This window comes from Streptomyces sp. CAI-85 (genome assembly GCF_013363615.1).
Classification (GTDB): Bacteria; Actinomycetota; Actinomycetes; order Streptomycetales; family Streptomycetaceae; genus Streptomyces; species Streptomyces antibioticus_B.
The window spans coordinates 48,217-63,080 of the sequence record NZ_JAANNX010000022.1 but is presented as its reverse complement, the minus strand read 5'-3'; the positions used below and the strand labels follow the sequence as shown (position 1 = coordinate 63,080).

Genomic DNA, 14,864 nt, shown 5'->3' with positions numbered 1-14,864 from the left:
TCGGCAGCGACCGCTGGGCCCCGGCGGCCGGTTGCGGGTGCCGATAAATCATCCGGGCTGGTCAAGCGGCACATTCGTACTCGTGTAGCGTCCCGCCGAGTCGCTCGCGGCGACGGACCTGCAGGTTCCCGATCTCCCCCGGTTCGGTGAGTGGTTCGGGCAGCGGGCGTAGCGGGGCGGCTTGATTCAGGGCCCGGTGGGGTCGGTGCCCGTTGTAGAAGGATTCGAACTCGCGCAGCGTGTGGAGCAGGTGTCGCTGGTCCCATATGAGGGTGCGGTCCAGCAGTTCGCGTCGGCAGGTTTGTATCCAGCGCTCCATGATGGAGTTCATCCGCGGCATTCGGATGCCGCTGGTGACGACCCTGATCCCGGCATCAGTGAGCACCGCGTCGAAGGCGGGCGTGAACTTCGAGTCACGGTCACGGATCAGGAACCTGGCCCTACTCGCCGTGTCCTCCAGGTCCATGACGAGATTACGCCCGAGCTGCACCGATCACTGCGCCGTGGGGTGCGTGGTGACACCCAGGATCCGGATCCTCCGTGTGGCGTGCTCGATGACTGCGAAGACGTACAGCCGCGCCCCGGTCAGTGTGCGGGTCTCGAAGAAGTCGCAGGCCACAAGCGCGTCGGCCTGGCTGCGAAGGAAGGCTGCCCAGGTCGTGCCCTGGCGTTCGGGCGCGGGCGGGATGCCGTGCTCCTTGAGGATCTCCCAGACGGTGGAAGCGGCGATCTTGATGCCCAGCGCCGCAAGCTCGCCGTGGATGCGACGGTACCCCCACGAGCTGTTCTCCCGGGCCAGGCGCAGCACCAGGGCGCGGATCGAGCGGACGGTCGGCGGGCGCCCGCGACGCTTCGGCGCGCAGGTCGCGGCATGCCGCCGCCTGGGCAAATCACTGTGCCATCGCAAGATCGTGTCCGGACGAACCTCCTCGTTCAGGGCGCACGAGCGGTCCACCAGGGGCAACGCGGTGGCGAGCCGGGGGCGCACATCGGCCAGGAACGGCTACACCACTTCAAGGGACGCCATCGGATCCGCTCGAGCTGGATCCGCTGACGGGACACGGGCTGAAGCGGCCCGTAGTCCTTGCCCAGGTCGAAGCGCCACCGCCGGGCGTCCGAGATATCCGCGATCCGCGGGGAGAACTGATAGCCGCAGATCGCGAACAGCTCGAAGACAAGGTCACGGTACGAACCGGTGCCGGTGATGACGATCTACTGAAAGGTACTCAACTGTCACAGCTCGTGACGCTAGGCAACAGGTGCCACACCAGTCCCGGCAGTGATCGAACCGAGACCCCGCAGACCATGATCATTTCATGGCGTTCAATCCTGGAGCCGGCGGGACCCCGGGGCGGCGAGCAGCGCGCAGGCCGGGCCGCCGTCGACCAGGGAGCGACGGGCGACGCCAGAACCCCTCGACCGCCTACGCCGGGACCCGAGGCCGTCCCGGCTCCCGGGCATCGTTTCGGCGCTGCGCCGAGGCGGCCTCGCCCTCCGCGTACGGCTTGTGCGGGATGCCGGGCGGGACGAGGACGGCGTCGCTACGCTGCCCGTGGGCGGGAACGGTGGGCTGGGGCCTGTCTGACCATTCCCGTCGTCGCCCGGAGGGCGGCCTCGCGGCGTCAGGTGCGTGCTCTCGGCGTGCCGGGCGTAGCCCCTCGTACTGGATGTACTCGGGTCTGCGCCCGGTGCGGCGAGAGTGCGTGCATGGCGTCGCGGGGCAGACGGGAATGGTCAGACAGGCCCCAGGAATGGGGGGTCCATGGGAGACGGTGGGCAGGTCGGGAGTCGGCGCAGGCTGTGTCTGGTCGTGGATGTCGAGCGGTACAGCGGGCGCAGCTACGACGCTCAGGCGAAGGTCCAGGACGGGGTGGCGCTCGCGTTGGACCAGGCGTGTGCCAACGCCGGGCTGAGACGGCGTGATTGCGAGCGGCAGGACCGGGGGGACGGACAACTCCTGCTCCTGCCGCCGGAGATCGACGAGGACCGGGCCGTTCCGGGGCTCATCCTCGGGCTGCGGGACATGCTTCCGCTGCTCAACGCCCGGGTGCCGGAGGAGCATGTGATCCGGTTACGGGTCGCCCTGGCGCAGGGCGCGGTGCGGCCGGCCAAGCTCGGGTTCGTGGCCTGGTCGGTCGAACTGGCCTCCCGGCTGCTGGACTCGGCCGCGCTGCGCAAGGAACTCGCCGTGGCGCAGGGCAGCGACATGGCGCTGATCGTGCCGGACGACCTCTACCACGACGTCTTCGAACGCGGCGCCGGCGGGCTGCCGCCGGACGCGCTGCGCAAGGTGCGCGTGGAGATCAAGGCGAAGAAGTTCGCGGCCGACGCCTGGCTGGGCGCCCTGCCGCGCGGCCGCACCGCCCCGCTCGGTTTCCCGGTGGTGCCCGCGGGCGCACCGCTGGACCGGCCCCGGCGGACGTTCGCGCGGCGGGCCGGTGAGGCGGCGGTCCTGGTCGGCGGCACGCTGTTGCTGGTGCCCGGCCCGGAGCCGGCCACGCACTCCGCCGATCAGCCGTCCACGCACGCCACCGATCAGCCGTCCACCGGCCACCGGGCGGCGGACGCCGCCGAGACCGTGGCGACGACGACCGCCGACCATGTCGTGGACAGCCCGCATCCTCACCCCCACCACGTCGTGTCCCACGACTGGGGCGAGCACTACGGGCATGTCGGGGAGGTGGGGTCCGTGATCGACACCGGGGTCGGCACCGAGACCGGCGACGGGACGTGGTACGAGACCCACACGCCGGTCCCGTACGAGCACGACACCCACGACACGTACGCACACGACACGTACGAGCACGACACCTACACTCACGAACCCGACGAGCCCCTCCCCCACGACGACCCCGCGTCCGGCGGCTTCTCGGTCGATCCGCATCACCCCGACTGGTGAGCGTTGCGGAAGTGGAACTCCTCGCACAGTTCCCGCGCGGTGCGGGCGTGCCGTCGTACCGTGCGGGGGCCTGACGCCTCCCGGGTCCGCCAGTGGGCCGCCTCCCGTGCCGCCGCGCGGGCGATGTCGTGGGCCGGGGCGTCGGGAGGCAGACGGAGGCAGGACGCGGCGTCCGCGCCCGTCGCCAGGGCGACCAGCGCGGCCGTCTCGGCGTCACCGAGGGGCAGTGTGCCGTTCGCCAACTCGGCCAGCGCGGAACCCAGTTCGGTCTGGCGGAGGAGCGGATGCCGGCGGAGTGCGGCCACCCCCGAGCGCAGGACCGCCCATGCCTCGCGTGCGGCGGGGACCGCCTGGGCGGCGAGGGTCAGGTCGTCCAGGGACTGGAGGGCGGACGCGGCGCGCAGCCGGTCGGCCGCGGACACGAACCGTTCGTCCATCTCCCGTACGAGCGCGTCGAGTCCGGACTCCTCCCGCAGCCGTTCGAGCAGCGCGCCGGTGCCGCGAACGGCGGGGCGGCCGTCGGCGCCGGTGAGGAGGCCGACGGCGAGCGCGATGCCGTAGACGCCCAGGAGGTCCAGCAGGCGGAGCCGGGCCGCCGGGTCCAGCGGGCCGTCCGTCCACTCGGCGAACTCCTCCGGCGAGTACAGCGTCTCCTCCAGCACATCCGGCGGTACGTCGGTGAGTTGGCGTAGAAGCGCGGTGTCGTCCTCGGTGAACTCGTCGCCGCCCGCGGTCTGTGCGAGCAGGCCGACGACGGGGACGATGTGGGAGACCATGCCGGTGAGACGGGTGGTGTAAGTGGCCGCCACGCGTCGGGCGCGCGGCCACGGGGTGCCGGTGCCGGAGCCGAGTTCGTCGATCCGGCTGAGGACGCCGAGGACGTTCATCGCGGTCATCCGGGAACCGGCCTGGCGGCGCAGCGACTGGAGGGCCTCCGCGTCGCCTGCGCCGGGGTGCGGCATGACGTACAGCAGGGCGTCCGCCCGGGCCAGGGCGCGCAGGGCGACCTCGTCCAGGCCGCTGAGCGTGTCCATCCCCGGGGTGTCGATGAGGATATGACGTCGGGTCAGTTCGCTGCTGGTGACGTCCACGAGGAGTTCGGCGATCTCCTCCGGCGGGCTGCCGAGCCGGCCCCGGTCGCGCGGGATGCCGCCGCCGGGGTGCGCGGGGACGTCGTAGGCGCGGCCGTCGAGCCGTTGGACACGCACCTTGTTCTGCACGCCCTGGCGGAACCAGGCCACCACCATGGTGCATTCGGTGGCGGCCGTGGCCGCGAGGCGCTGTCCGAGCAGGGCGTTGACGAGGGTGGACTTGCCGGCGTTCATCCGGCCCCCGACGGCGATCCGCAGCCGCCCCTCCGCCAGCCGGTCCCGTACGGCCTCCAGGGCGGCGACGACCGAGACCGGTTCCTGATCGGGGTCGGGTGTCAGGGACTTGAGGGCCGTGGTCACCAAGTCGGTTGCCGCCGAGCAGAGTTCGCCCTGCTCGTGGCCGCCGTCGCCGTCCGGCCGCGGGTTGTGCGCCGCCGTCATGTCACCGCCCGGCCGGGACGGGTGGCGCGGTGTGCGTGCGGGCCTTCTCCAGCGCGGCCAGCAGCCGCTTCGCCGGGCGTTTCAGCGGGGCGAGTTCCTTCGCCTCCGCCTTGGCCTCCTGTTCGTGGCGCTGCCATTTGCGGTACTCGCTCTCCACGCCGTCCAGGGTGGAGACGAAGCTGTTCCAGAGCCCGGACTTGTTCTTCGCCTCCTCCGCGAGGCGGCGGCTGACGGCCAGTTCGTGTTCCAGGTCCTCCACCCGGATGCTGAGGTGCTGCGCCAGGCACCAGAGGACCGGCACCTGGACGCCGGCCGGGCGCGGCCCGCAGGACAGGGCGACCGTGGCGGCGCGCACCATCGCGGCGCCGTCCAGCGAGCGCTGGAGCGGGTCGAGGGGCGCGGTGGCGCGCGCCCAGGCGTCGCCGGGCGGCAGGAGGTCCGCCTTGGTGTAGGCGAGCACGACCGGGATACGGCTGGTGCGGCCCTCCATCGCCCGCTGGAGCAGGACCGTCAGCCGTCGTACCTCGCGGGCGCCGCGCGCGTCCTCGGCGAGGTGAGGGGCGTCGACGAAGACGACGATGCCGTCCGCCTCGGTCAGTTCGGCCAGGACCCGGGAGGTCTCCTCGTCGTCGGTGCGGCCGCTCAGGGCGCCGCCGCGGTAGTCGGTCCAGGTGAAGTCGGCGACCGTGCGCCGCCCGTGGGAGAGCCGGAAGACGTGCTGGTCGCGGCGCGAGGAGGGCGGCGGGTAGCTGCCCTGGCGTACGGCGTCGGCGGCGGAGCGCAGTTCGCGGTCCAGGGCGCCGTCCTGGGCGCGGATCTTGAAGCCGCCGTATCCGCGGCGCATCAGGTCGTACATCATCGCGATGTAGGTCGTCTTGCCCGCGTTGCTGTGGCCCAGCATGACGATGTTCATGTGCGGTCCCCCGAGGTGCTTGGTTCGCCGACGGCACCGGGGTCGGTGCCGAGGCGGTGGGTGAGGTCGTCGGCGCGGCGCAGCAGGCCGTTGAGGGCGGCCGACCGGCGCTGGGCGCGCTCGCGTTCGGCGTCCCGCTGTTCCTTGGAGGCGCGGGCGTGGCGCTGGAGGTTGGCGAGTTCGTCCTCCAGCAGGCGGCGCTGGGCGGTGATGCGGTCGCCGAGGCGTTCGGCGAGGCGTTCGCCGACCTCGTCCACGGCCTGGGTGATCTGGGGCGGCACCTCGGTCTCCAACTCGCTGATGACGCGCTGCGCGTAGCGGCTTCCGTCGCCGCGGGCCCGGACCAGTTCGTCGCGGTCGCGGCGGCGCCTGGAGAGCAGGGTGACCATGCCGAAGCCGGCCGCGAGCGGCAGCAGGACGCCGGAGGTGGCCATCGCGGTGACGGCGACCGTGAGCGCGCCGGTGCTGAGGGCCGGGACGACCCGTTCGACGGTGCCGAGGACGCCGTCCCCGTCGTGCGTGGAGCGCACCAGCGGGGGCAGTGCGGTCAGCCGGTCGGGGCGGGCGAGCCCCTCGAACGACTCCTCCTCGCCGAGGCCGCACTCGCGCTCCATCAGGGCGGTGAGCCGGGCGACGCCGTCGCGGGTGGCGTGGTCGAGGTCCATCCACACCGCCTCGATACCGGCCTCCAGGTCCCGGGGCAGGGCGGTCGCGAGTTCGGCGCCGGGGAGTGAGGCGATGCGGGCGTCGGCGAGTTGGCGCAGGTCGTTGACGTTGCGGCGGAAGCCGGTGCGCAGCCGGCGTTCCAGTTCGCGGGTGGCCTTGCGGAGCAGGCCGCGCCAGCGGGCGTCGGAGTCCTGGAGGCCGCGCAGCGCGTCCCGCTGGCGCTGGATGTCGTCCACGAGGGTGGGGTCCTGGGCGAGCGCGCGCAGCCGGCGTTCCTCGGCGGCGGCGAGCGGGGCGAGGCCGGCGCGGCCGACGTGGACGATGTTGGCCAGCCGGAGTTCCGCCGCGCGCAGGGCGACGCGGCTGGTGAGCGCCGACCGCAGCGGGACGAACCCGTCGGCGGCCATGTGCCGTGCGGCGCGTTCCTCGTCGCCGCGGGCGAGGGCGGTCAGGGCGTCCTGGTGGGCGCGGCTGCTCACCGGGTACCAGGGGGCGGTGGCGTAGCGCGGGGCGTGCCGGGCGAGCAGCTCCCGGTTGCGCTCCAACACGCTGGGCCAGGAACGGTACTTGTCGGTCTGGGTGAGCACGAACACGACTTCGGCGATACGGGTGGTGGCCTGTTCGAGGAACGCCAGCTCGGAGGCGGTGAGTTCGGAGGAGCCGTTGACGACGAAGACGAGCGCGTCGGCGTGGTGCAGCGTGGCCATGGTGATCCGGGCGTGCCCCGACACGAGCCCGCCCACGCCGGGTGTGTCGATCAACCGCAGCCCGGTGGAGAGGAGTTGGGCGGGTATCCCGACCTCGACGTGGTGGACGTCGCCGCGGTAGGGGGCCTGACTGTCCGGGTCCACGGCGGCGTACTCGGTGAGATCGTCCAACTCGATGGGCCGCGCGCTCTGCCCGCCGTCGACGTACGCGATCGCGTGCGGCTTCTCGGCGTGCCGCACGAGAATGTGCACCCCGGTCGCCACGTCGACCTCCACGGGCAGGAGGTCGCGGTGCTCTACGAGGGCGTTCACCAGTGAACTCTTGCCGCGCTTCTTCTCCCCTACGACGACGACCGTGGCGGCGCCTTCGCGGGCGACGGCGACCTCGTCCCGTATCGCGGCGGCGGCAGCGCCCTCGGCGGTGTTCTGCGGGGGTGAGGCGACGCCACCACCACCGTGGATCGCCGGGGTCCCCTCGGGCGCCGCGGGGGCCGTGGCACCGGCCCGCTCCAACAACTGGGCGGCGTCCTCGGCGAAGGCGAGGACCTCGTGGTGGAGGGGGTGCGGGTCGGGGCTCATGGGTTCTCTCCCATCGGCGGGGTGGCGGGGTTCGGCGGGTCCGGTGGGGTGATGGGGTTCGGCGGTTCCGGTGAGGTGGCGGGGTTCGGGGGTTCCGGTGAGGTGGTGCGGCCGGGGGCGCCGGGCGGGTCGGCGGGGCCGTAGCACCCCTGCGGGGCTGTGGGATCGGGCTCCCCCGGCCCAGGGTCTTCCGTCGGGACGGCGGACCCCGGCTCTCCCTGGCGGGCGGCGCGCTCAGGCTGTGCCTGGTGCGTGGCGGGGTCCTGGCTTCCCTGCCCGGGGGCGGGGTCGAGGGGCTTTGCCTTGCGGGTGGAGGCAGGCGGTGGGGGCGCGTCGTCCCATTCGTCGAAGGCTGAGGTCGCCGCGTTCTCGGGTGCGACCTCCCGGGTGCGGCCGAAGACGGGGCCCTCGGGTGGAGGGGTGGGGCGGGGCGGGGCGGACGCACGGGGGCGCGCCGGCGGCTCGGGGTCGTAGAAGTCGACGTCCTCCTCCTCGTAGGCCCCCCTTCCCGTCAGTCCGCCGAACTCCGGTTTCTGCCGCGGAGGTTCCGGCTGGACGAGGCGGGCCAGGCCCCGCAGGAAGCGGCCGGCGGCGTCGAGGGCACCGTCCTCCTCCGGCTTCGGTGCGTCCCTCTGCTCCTCCCAGGCGTCCCGCCGTTCCTCCCCCGCCGTTCCGCGGCCCACCGCTCGCTTGGCCTTCTGGCGTAGGCCCTGGGGGCGCTGGGGGCCTGATGAGACCGCGGTCGTAGGCGTGGGCGCCGGCGGTGGGGGCGTGGCGTAGGCCGTCTGCGGGGTCGTGATGTCCGCGCCGCACGCGTGCGTGAGGACCGTGCGGTCGGCGTCGCGGGAGACCTGCCAGCCCGTGGCCAGCACGCACGGCACCTCCGTGCGGGCGGACGCGTCCCACCAGCGTCGTGCCTCCGTCTGCGGCAGGAGGTGGAGGGTGTAGGGCCGGGCCTGCGGCCACTCCGGGTCCCATCCGCCGGACGGCGCCGCCGCCACCGGCCAGAACACGGACTGCGGCTCCGACGTCCGCAGCGGCGCCGCACGCGCGTGCCAGACCGGCCCGACGTACCGTCGATACGTCTCCCCCGCCCCTTGCGCAAACCCCTCCGCCAGCTCGTCGAGCGACGGCACCGCGCTGCGCGGGTCGGGATGGTGCCAGCCGACGAAGCCGTACAGCGGCCTGCCGTGCCGCTCCGCGGCCATCTCGGCGTCGATCAGTTCGATCCGGCAGGCCGCGCCCACCAGCACGCCGTGCGCGTCGCGGGCCAGCAACGGCCGTGGCCCGTCGGCGAGTCGGCGCCCGCCGGCCACCGCGGCCCGTACCGCCCGCCCCACCGGGCCGTCGCCCCCCATGCCGGGCGGCAGCGCCCGCCACCACTCGTCGACCTGGTGGGTACGGCCGTAGACCACGGCGTACCACCCGTCGGCGCCGGACGGTGATCGTTCGGTCATCGGTCAGTCCTCCTGAAGCTTTCCGTCCCGATAGATCGGGCTCGTGCGCAGGTCCTCGGCCATCTGCTCGGCCCAGACGCGCGCCCCGCTGATCTCGCCCGCGGTCTCGCCGCGCCGCTCGCGGTCGGCGTCGATGGAGGACTCCAGGGCGTTGATCCGGCCGCGTTTGATCCAGGGGCCGAGGAAGCCGTTGCGCAGGCTCTCCACCTCCTGCCGCTGGCTGTCGAGCCGCTGGTCGAGACCGCTCAGGGCCTGCTGCTGACGCGGCAGCCGCTCGGTGAGGTAGTGCATCAGCGCGAAGGAGATCGGCTTGTGCAGGTTCTTGGGGTTGACCTGGTCGGGCCGTACCTTCAGCGCGTCCTCGCGGTCGAGCCCGAACGAGCCGATCTGCACCGGGCAGAGCAGCACCGTCACTTGATGGGCGAGGACCGGCACGAGGTCGAACAGATTCCGCCGTACGACGTCCAGCGCGTCCCGTGTGGGCCGGCCGGTGATCTGCGCGAGCAGGTCCGTCTTGGTGATCAGCACGATGATCGCCGGGGTCTGGTTGCCCTCCTGGACGTGGGTCTCCACGACCGTGGAGATCGCGCGGGAGAAGCGGGCGATGTGCATGGGGTCCCCGGACCGGTTGCGCGTGCCGTCGGCCGCGTCGTTGATCCACTCGGCGACGTGCTGCCCGTCGAGGGTGAGGATGATGGTGTCGGAGATCGCCAGCCGCTCCTTCAGCGCGGCCACGTCGGCGGACGCCCCGGTCGCGCGCATCCGTTCGGTGCCGGCGCCGCCCCGGTAGTCCTGGAAGTCGATCTCCAGCAGGGTGGTCATGCCGTGCTTGAAGGCGAACTCGTAGTCCAGGGGCTCCACATCGGTGGCGTCGGGCAGGGTGCCCGCCACGCACAGTTCGTCCCACGCGTCCGCGAGGTCGAGGTCCTTGTCGGGGTCGGTGGCGTAGAGGAAGTAGCCGTTGAGGCCGCTGGAGAGGACGGCGTACATGCCGTGCAGATACGTCGTCTTCCCGCAGCCGGAGGCGCCGAGCATGGTCATGGTGATACGGGGTGCCTGATACATGGTGATCGGTCCCTGGGTGATGGCGTGAATGGCGTGCTGTGCTGGATGGAGCGATGGCGTGACGGGGAACGGACGGCTCAGTCGAACTCGAAGCCGAACTCGAAGTCGGGGTCGCCGTCGGGCCGCAGATACCGCGGTCCGCGTACGCCGACCTCGGCTCCGTGAGCCCCTGAACTCGCCGTGTCGGTAACGGCGTTGGAGACGAGCGCCCCGAGCGCGACCGTCGCCTTGGGGTCGGCGCTCAGCGCGGGCAGCCGGCCCTCGCGTTCGGCGATCAGGTCGGAGATCAGCGGCGTCCGGCTGGCGCCGCCGGTGAGGACGACCGCGTGCAGGGCGGCGGGTTCGACGCCCGCCTCCGCGACGGTCGCCGCGAGAACTTCGTGACTGCGCTTCAGCAGCGGGGTGACGGCGGCCCGGTACTCATGGGCGCGCAGCAGGAAGGGTTCGGAGTAGCCGGGTACGGCGATCTCGACCGACCCGGCGGTGGACAGCGCCTCTTTGGCGGCCACGATCTCCCTTCGCAGCAGGGCGAGTTGGGCGATGGACGCCGGTTCGGCCGACTCGGTCAGCTCCTTCCACGGGTCGGGGTCGCGGGCGACCGCCCGTTCGCGGAGCAGCTCGGCCAGACAGTCGTCGAGGTCCTCGCCGCCGAGGTCCGGGTCGCCGCCGACGGCCACGGTCGTGAAGCCGTCCGCCGTGCGGCGCAGGACCGCCGTGTCGAAGGTGCCGCCGCCGAGGTCGTAGACGGCCAGACAGGCGCCCTCGGGCAGATCGGCGGTGCGGGTGTGGTGCAGGGCGGCGGCCACCGGCTCGGGCAGCAGCTCGGGTTCCTCGATGCCGGCCAGGGCCGCCGCCCGGGTGAGCCGGGCGAGTTCGGCGGCGCCCCAACGCACCGGGTGGGTGAGGACGGTTCGGGCGGGTGCCGTACCGCCGTGCGCGGCGACGGCGGCCTCCCGGACCCGGCGCAGGACGGCGGCGGCCAGTTCCTCGGTGGGCACCGCGCGTCCGCCGAGCAGGACGGCGTCCTGGCGGACCAGGGCCCGTTTGGGCGCGCGTTCGGTCATGTCGGGCCGGTTGACGGCGCGTTGGAGCGCGGCGCGGCCGGTGAGCGGTGTGCGGTCGGCGGCCAGGGCGACGACCGAGGGCAGACAGCGGCTGTTCTCGATCTCCAGCATCGTGGCGCCAACGTCGGTGCCGGAAGGGGCGGTTGCGGCGGTGGTGAAGCACGTGCCGAAGTCGACGGACAGCGACCACGGCCGGCCGGCCCCCGTGTCACCGTCTCCACACCCGTCACCACACCCGTCACCGGACGCACGCCCGGACGCGAACGCGTTCAAGGAACCCCCCAGTCCCCACGGGCACGTTGCCGTCCCCTACGACCCGCCGTGCCCGTTCGCCGCACGAAGATAGGACACCCCGTGGGCCGCCGTACGGGTATCGGCGTTTCTGACATCTTGAGCACTTCGGACGGGCAGAATCCGGTCACATGACGACATCCGGGCACCAGGCCGTCGGTCCGCGGTCATCGGTCCGCGCCCGGCTTCGGGAGAGGTCCGACGAGGTGCGCAGCGACGCGATACGGCAGGGGCGCGGCGGGCGTTCCCCGGGCGGCAGATACCACTGGACGCCGGGCAGTCTGCTGGCCGAGCTGCCGCCGGACGCCGCCGAACGGTTCCTCGGGCTGGGGCGCCCGGTGACCTTCGCGGCCGGGGACCGGCTGATCAGCGAGGGGTCCTCGGAGACGTCCCCGTTCCTGATCCTCACGGGCTGTGTGAAGGTGACCAGCGACGCGCAGGACGGCGGCACGGTGCTGCTGGCGCTGCGGACGCCGGGCGAGATCGTCGGTGAGCTGGCGGCGCTGGACGACCGGCCGCGGTCGGCCACGGTGACCGCGGTCCGGCCGACGCTGACCCGGGTGATGACCGCGCGGGCGTTACGGGAGCATCTGCGGGCGAGCGCGGACGCGTCGGAGGCGATGCACCGGGCGATGGCCGCCAAGCTGCGCGGTGCCACCCGGTACCGGGTCGACGCGGCCTCGGGCAGCGCGACGACGCGGGTGGCCAGGGTGCTGGACTATCTGCTCCAGCACCACGCCCAGCCGGCGCCGGACGGGCTGCGGATCAGCGTGCCGCTCAGCCATACCGACCTCGCGGCGCTGGCGAACATCTCCGACGCGAGCGTGCAGCGGGCGCTGCGCTCGCTGCGGGACACGGGGGCTGTCACCACCCGCTACCGCAATGTGCTGGTCCGGGAGCCGGCGCTGTTGCGGACGATCGCCGCGCGGGAGACCTCGTGACGACGGAAGCGGTGCTGGGCGGTACGGCCCGGACACGGCCAGGGGAGGGCTGTCCGGGCCGCCACCGCCGTAAGGGGCGGGCGCTCAGCCCTCGGTCAGCGTGACGTCCTGCTGCCCGGTCGCGTGGAAGCGGGGCAGCGGCAGTCCGCTCGTGGTGCTCAGTTCCATCACGGTGACCTCGACCTCCGCCGCGCCGGGCTTCAGCGTGGCCAGGCTGGTCCGGCCCGTGTTCTGCCAGGTGTGCTCGGCGCCGTCGCACACCGCGCGCGTGCCGCCGATGCCGTGCCGCAGGTCGTCGGAGCCCTGCCGGACGGAGGAGCTGACGAAGACGGGGTCCGTGCCGGCGACGCAGCGGTAGGTGCCGGAGAGGGTGACCGTGCCGTCGGCGGCGACCCGGCCGGTGGCGTCGACGGTGACGCTCTCGGCCGGATCGGCGACGGCGGGGGCCGCGCCGGCGAGCAGGAGCAGGGCGGCGCTCGCGGCGGCGGCCAGGGCAGGGCGGATCTGCATGGGAGACCTCCTGTTGTGGGGGGGCTCCACTGGTACCGGGCGGGCGGGCTCCGCGCGGTGACCGTCACCCCTTCGGTGGCGAGTCCGCACCGGTCGTCGGCGAACCGTCCCGGGGTTGTCCTGGTGCTGTCACGCTCACGGCCGGCCACTGGCGGCGGCTCCGCGAGGGGCGCAAGGTCGTCCTATGCGAGGCCGGCCGTACGGCCGGCCGCCACCGACGTGGAGGTGCGCCATGTGTTCCCACCAGCTCCCCGACACCCTCTCGGCACACATCGTCGCCGCCCACCCCGAACAGGGCTGGAGCCTGCTGTGCGACGGCACGATCGTCTTCGACGACTCGGGCGAACTCCACCCCGACGGCAGCGTCGTCACCCCCCACCGCTGGCAGACCCGCCACCTGACGACGGCGGCCTGAGCCACCGTCCCGCCGCAGGGCTCACGGATCCAGCACCCGCCGCGGGGTTCACGGGTCCGGCTCCCGCCCCAGGGCTTACGGATCCAGCACCGCGAACCCGTCCACCTCCACGAGGGCCTTCTCGTCCCACAGGCGTACGACGCCGATGACCGCCATCGCCGGGTAGTCGCGGCCCGCCGACTCCCGCCAGACGCGGCCCAGTTCGGCGGCGTGAGCGCGGTAGGCGGGGACGTCCGTGACGTAGACCGTGACGCGTGCCAGGTCCGCGGGGGTGCCGCCGGCCGCCTTCAGGGCGGTCAGCAGGTTGGTCAGGGCGCGCGCGAACTGGTCGGGCAGGGTGTCGCCCACGATCTTGCCGTCCGCGTCCAGTGCCGTCTGCCCGGCGAGGAACACCAGGCGGGAGCCCGTGGCGACGACGGCGTGCGAGAAGCCGGTGGGCGGGGAGAGTTCGGGCGGGTTCACGCGTTCCGTCGTCATCGTCCGGACTCCCGTTCCGCGTACAAATCCTTTGCGATGATGCCGCGTTGGACCTCGCTCGCCCCCTCGTAGATGCGCGGGGCCCGCACCTCGCGGTAGAGGTGTTCGAGCAGGTGACCGCGGTGCAGGGCGCGGGCGCCGTGGAGTTGGACGGCTGAGTCGACCACGTACTGCGCCGTCTCGGTGGCGAGCAGCTTGGCCATGGCGGCGCGTCGGGACAGGTCCGGGGCGCCGGTGTCGTGGGCGGTGGCGGCCGCGTAGACCATCAGGCGGGCGGCCTCGGTGCGCAGGGCCATCTCGGCGACGGTGTGCGCGACCGTCTGGAGGTCCCTCAACTTGCCGCCGAACGCGTCCCGTCGAGCCGTCCAGTCGAGGGTGGCGTCGAGCGCGGCCTGGGCCATGCCGACCGCGAAGGCGCCGACGCTGGGGCGGAAGAGATCGAGGGTGGCCATGGCGACCCGGAACCCTCGGTCGGGTTCCCCGAGGACGTCGTCGGCGGTGACCGGGACGCCGTCGAAGGCGAGGGCACCGATGGGGTGCGGGGAGAGCATGTCGAGCGGGGTGCCGGTGAGGCCGGGGCGGTCGGCGGGCACCAGGAAGGCGGTGACGCCGCGGGCGCCGGCGCCATCGGTCGTGCGGGCGAAGACGGTGTAGAAGTCGGCCTCGGGGGCGTTGGAGATCCAGCGTTTCTCCCCGGTCAGGCGCCAGCCGCCCCGGCCGTCGGGCTCGGCGGCCAGGGAGAGCGCGGCCGCGTCGGAGCCCGCCCCGGGCTCGGACAGCGCGAACGCGGCGACCGCGGTGCCCTCGGCCACCCTCGGGAGCCAGCGCTCGCGCTGGGCGGGGGTGCCGTGGGCGTGGACCGGGTGGGCGCCCAGGCCCTGGAGGGCGAGCGCGGTCTCGGCCTCGGTGCACTCCTGGGCGAGGGACTCGCGCATCAGGCAGAGGTCGACGGCGCCGGAGGTGAACAGCCGGGACAGCAGGCCGAGACGGCCCAGTTCGGCGAGGAGCCGATGGTTGACGCGGCCCGGCTCACCCTTCTCGGCGAGCGGGCGCAGCCGGTCGGCGGCCAGGGCGCGCAGTTCGGCGCGCCAGGCGTTCTGTGCCGGTTCGAGTGAGAATGCGGGCATCGCGGGTCCCCTCCGTCGCCTCGGTACGGCGGCACTCCCGTCGAAGGTATCGCGTCCCGTTGACTGTCGTCACCAACGCGCTACGCTCGGGTGGCCGGAACAGCGCGGAACAACCCGGAACAGCCGGCCCGGCCGGACAAGGCAGGCCCCGCCGGACCCGGCCCAGCCGGACTCGCCCGACCACGACGCCCACCCGAGAGCCCGTCCAGGCAAGGGGGCGA

Annotated in this window: 13 protein-coding genes and 1 pseudogene; 3 read left to right on the top strand and 11 right to left on the bottom strand. The window is 73.3% G+C overall.

From position 1 onward, the window contains the following. Window positions 1-61: 61 nt before the first annotated feature. Both G6W55_RS38840 and G6W55_RS39595 read right to left on the bottom strand, forming a co-directional pair. A pseudogene (locus G6W55_RS38840) lies at window positions 62-964 on the bottom strand (integrase core domain-containing protein). Next, window positions 934-1,206: a Tn3 family transposase gene (locus G6W55_RS39595; protein WP_375372462.1), complete on the bottom strand. Its 273-nt coding sequence runs from the start codon at window positions 1,204-1,206 to the stop codon at window positions 934-936. Before G6W55_RS39595 ends, G6W55_RS38840 begins: the two are co-directional and overlap by 31 nt. A gap of 556 nt (window positions 1,207-1,762) precedes the next feature. Here G6W55_RS39595 and G6W55_RS22975 point away from each other — a divergent pair. Beyond that, window positions 1,763-2,899, top strand: a complete 1,137-nt coding sequence (locus G6W55_RS22975) for a hypothetical protein (RefSeq protein ID WP_175522729.1) — start codon at window positions 1,763-1,765, stop codon at window positions 2,897-2,899. Here G6W55_RS22975 and G6W55_RS22970 read toward each other — a convergent pair. The 6 genes from G6W55_RS22970 to G6W55_RS22945 form a co-directional block, all read right to left on the bottom strand. Then, the gene (locus tag G6W55_RS22970; protein ID WP_175522728.1) at window positions 2,884-4,431 is read right to left on the bottom strand and encodes a dynamin family protein; all 1,548 of its coding nucleotides are present in this window, start codon (window positions 4,429-4,431) and stop codon (window positions 2,884-2,886) included. The genes G6W55_RS22975 and G6W55_RS22970 overlap by 16 nt on opposite strands. 1 nt (window position 4,432) lies before the next feature. After that, on the bottom strand, window positions 4,433-5,344 hold the full coding sequence (locus G6W55_RS22965) for a GTPase domain-containing protein (RefSeq protein WP_175522727.1): 912 nt from the start codon (window positions 5,342-5,344) through the stop codon (window positions 4,433-4,435). Further along, the gene (locus G6W55_RS22960; protein ID WP_175522726.1) at window positions 5,341-7,296 is read right to left on the bottom strand and encodes a dynamin family protein; all 1,956 of its coding nucleotides are present in this window, start codon (window positions 7,294-7,296) and stop codon (window positions 5,341-5,343) included. The genes G6W55_RS22965 and G6W55_RS22960 overlap by 4 nt, the downstream gene beginning before the upstream one ends. Next, complete coding sequence (locus G6W55_RS22955; protein WP_175522725.1) at window positions 7,293-8,753, bottom strand: hypothetical protein; 1,461 nt, start codon at window positions 8,751-8,753, stop codon at window positions 7,293-7,295. Before G6W55_RS22955 ends, G6W55_RS22960 begins: the two co-directional genes overlap by 4 nt. Window positions 8,754-8,756: 3 nt before the next feature. Further along, window positions 8,757-9,818, bottom strand: coding sequence for a hypothetical protein (locus tag G6W55_RS22950; protein ID WP_030789783.1), 1,062 nt, complete (start codon window positions 9,816-9,818; stop codon window positions 8,757-8,759). 77 nt (window positions 9,819-9,895) lie between these two features. Then, window positions 9,896-10,993 carry an Hsp70 family protein gene (locus tag G6W55_RS22945; RefSeq protein WP_175522724.1) on the bottom strand — a complete coding sequence of 366 codons (1,098 nt, stop codon included), beginning with the start codon at window positions 10,991-10,993 and terminating at the stop codon, window positions 9,896-9,898. 311 nt (window positions 10,994-11,304) lie between these two features. Between G6W55_RS22945 and G6W55_RS22940 the strand changes: the two genes are divergently transcribed. Further along, a complete protein-coding gene (locus tag G6W55_RS22940; protein ID WP_175522723.1) occupies window positions 11,305-12,114 on the top strand; it encodes a Crp/Fnr family transcriptional regulator in 810 nt (269 codons plus the stop codon). An 84-nt stretch (window positions 12,115-12,198) separates the two neighbouring features. Here the strand turns inward: G6W55_RS22940 and G6W55_RS22935 are convergent, their stop codons facing one another. After that, the gene (locus tag G6W55_RS22935; protein WP_175522721.1) at window positions 12,199-12,624 is read right to left on the bottom strand and encodes a DUF6299 family protein; all 426 of its coding nucleotides are present in this window, start codon (window positions 12,622-12,624) and stop codon (window positions 12,199-12,201) included. A 232-nt stretch (window positions 12,625-12,856) separates the two neighbouring features. Between G6W55_RS22935 and G6W55_RS22930 the strand changes: the two genes are divergently transcribed. Next, window positions 12,857-13,039: a DUF5999 family protein gene (locus tag G6W55_RS22930; RefSeq protein WP_175522719.1), complete on the top strand. Its 183-nt coding sequence runs from the start codon at window positions 12,857-12,859 to the stop codon at window positions 13,037-13,039. 75 nt (window positions 13,040-13,114) lie between these two features. Here G6W55_RS22930 and G6W55_RS22925 read toward each other — a convergent pair whose 3' ends face one another. Then, on the bottom strand, window positions 13,115-13,516 hold the full coding sequence (locus G6W55_RS22925) for a RidA family protein (protein WP_175522718.1): 402 nt from the start codon (window positions 13,514-13,516) through the stop codon (window positions 13,115-13,117). Beyond that, entirely contained in the window at window positions 13,513-14,643 is a 1,131-nt protein-coding gene (locus tag G6W55_RS22920) for an acyl-CoA dehydrogenase family protein (RefSeq protein WP_175522717.1), read from the bottom strand. Before G6W55_RS22920 ends, G6W55_RS22925 begins: the two co-directional genes overlap by 4 nt. Window positions 14,644-14,864 lie beyond the last annotated feature (221 nt).

Bases quoted from the DNA above. Each gene is read 5' to 3' on its own strand.
- G6W55_RS22975 (WP_175522729.1), top strand. From the start codon at position 1,763: ATGGGAGACGGTGGGCAGGTCGGGAGTCGGCGCAGGCTGTGTCTGGTC.
- G6W55_RS22970 (WP_175522728.1), bottom strand. From the start codon at position 4,431: ATGACGGCGGCGCACAACCCGCGGCCGGACGGCGACGGCGGCCACGAG.
- G6W55_RS22965 (WP_175522727.1), bottom strand. From the start codon at position 5,344: ATGAACATCGTCATGCTGGGCCACAGCAACGCGGGCAAGACGACCTAC.
- G6W55_RS22960 (WP_175522726.1), bottom strand. From the start codon at position 7,296: ATGAGCCCCGACCCGCACCCCCTCCACCACGAGGTCCTCGCCTTCGCC.
- G6W55_RS22955 (WP_175522725.1), bottom strand. From the start codon at position 8,753: ATGACCGAACGATCACCGTCCGGCGCCGACGGGTGGTACGCCGTGGTC.
- G6W55_RS22950 (WP_030789783.1), bottom strand. From the start codon at position 9,818: ATGTATCAGGCACCCCGTATCACCATGACCATGCTCGGCGCCTCCGGC.
- G6W55_RS22945 (WP_175522724.1), bottom strand. From the start codon at position 10,993: ATGCTGGAGATCGAGAACAGCCGCTGTCTGCCCTCGGTCGTCGCCCTG.
- G6W55_RS22940 (WP_175522723.1), top strand. From the start codon at position 11,305: ATGACGACATCCGGGCACCAGGCCGTCGGTCCGCGGTCATCGGTCCGC.
- G6W55_RS22935 (WP_175522721.1), bottom strand. From the start codon at position 12,624: ATGCAGATCCGCCCTGCCCTGGCCGCCGCCGCGAGCGCCGCCCTGCTC.
- G6W55_RS22930 (WP_175522719.1), top strand. From the start codon at position 12,857: ATGTGTTCCCACCAGCTCCCCGACACCCTCTCGGCACACATCGTCGCC.
- G6W55_RS22925 (WP_175522718.1), bottom strand. From the start codon at position 13,516: ATGACGACGGAACGCGTGAACCCGCCCGAACTCTCCCCGCCCACCGGC.
- G6W55_RS22920 (WP_175522717.1), bottom strand. From the start codon at position 14,643: ATGCCCGCATTCTCACTCGAACCGGCACAGAACGCCTGGCGCGCCGAA.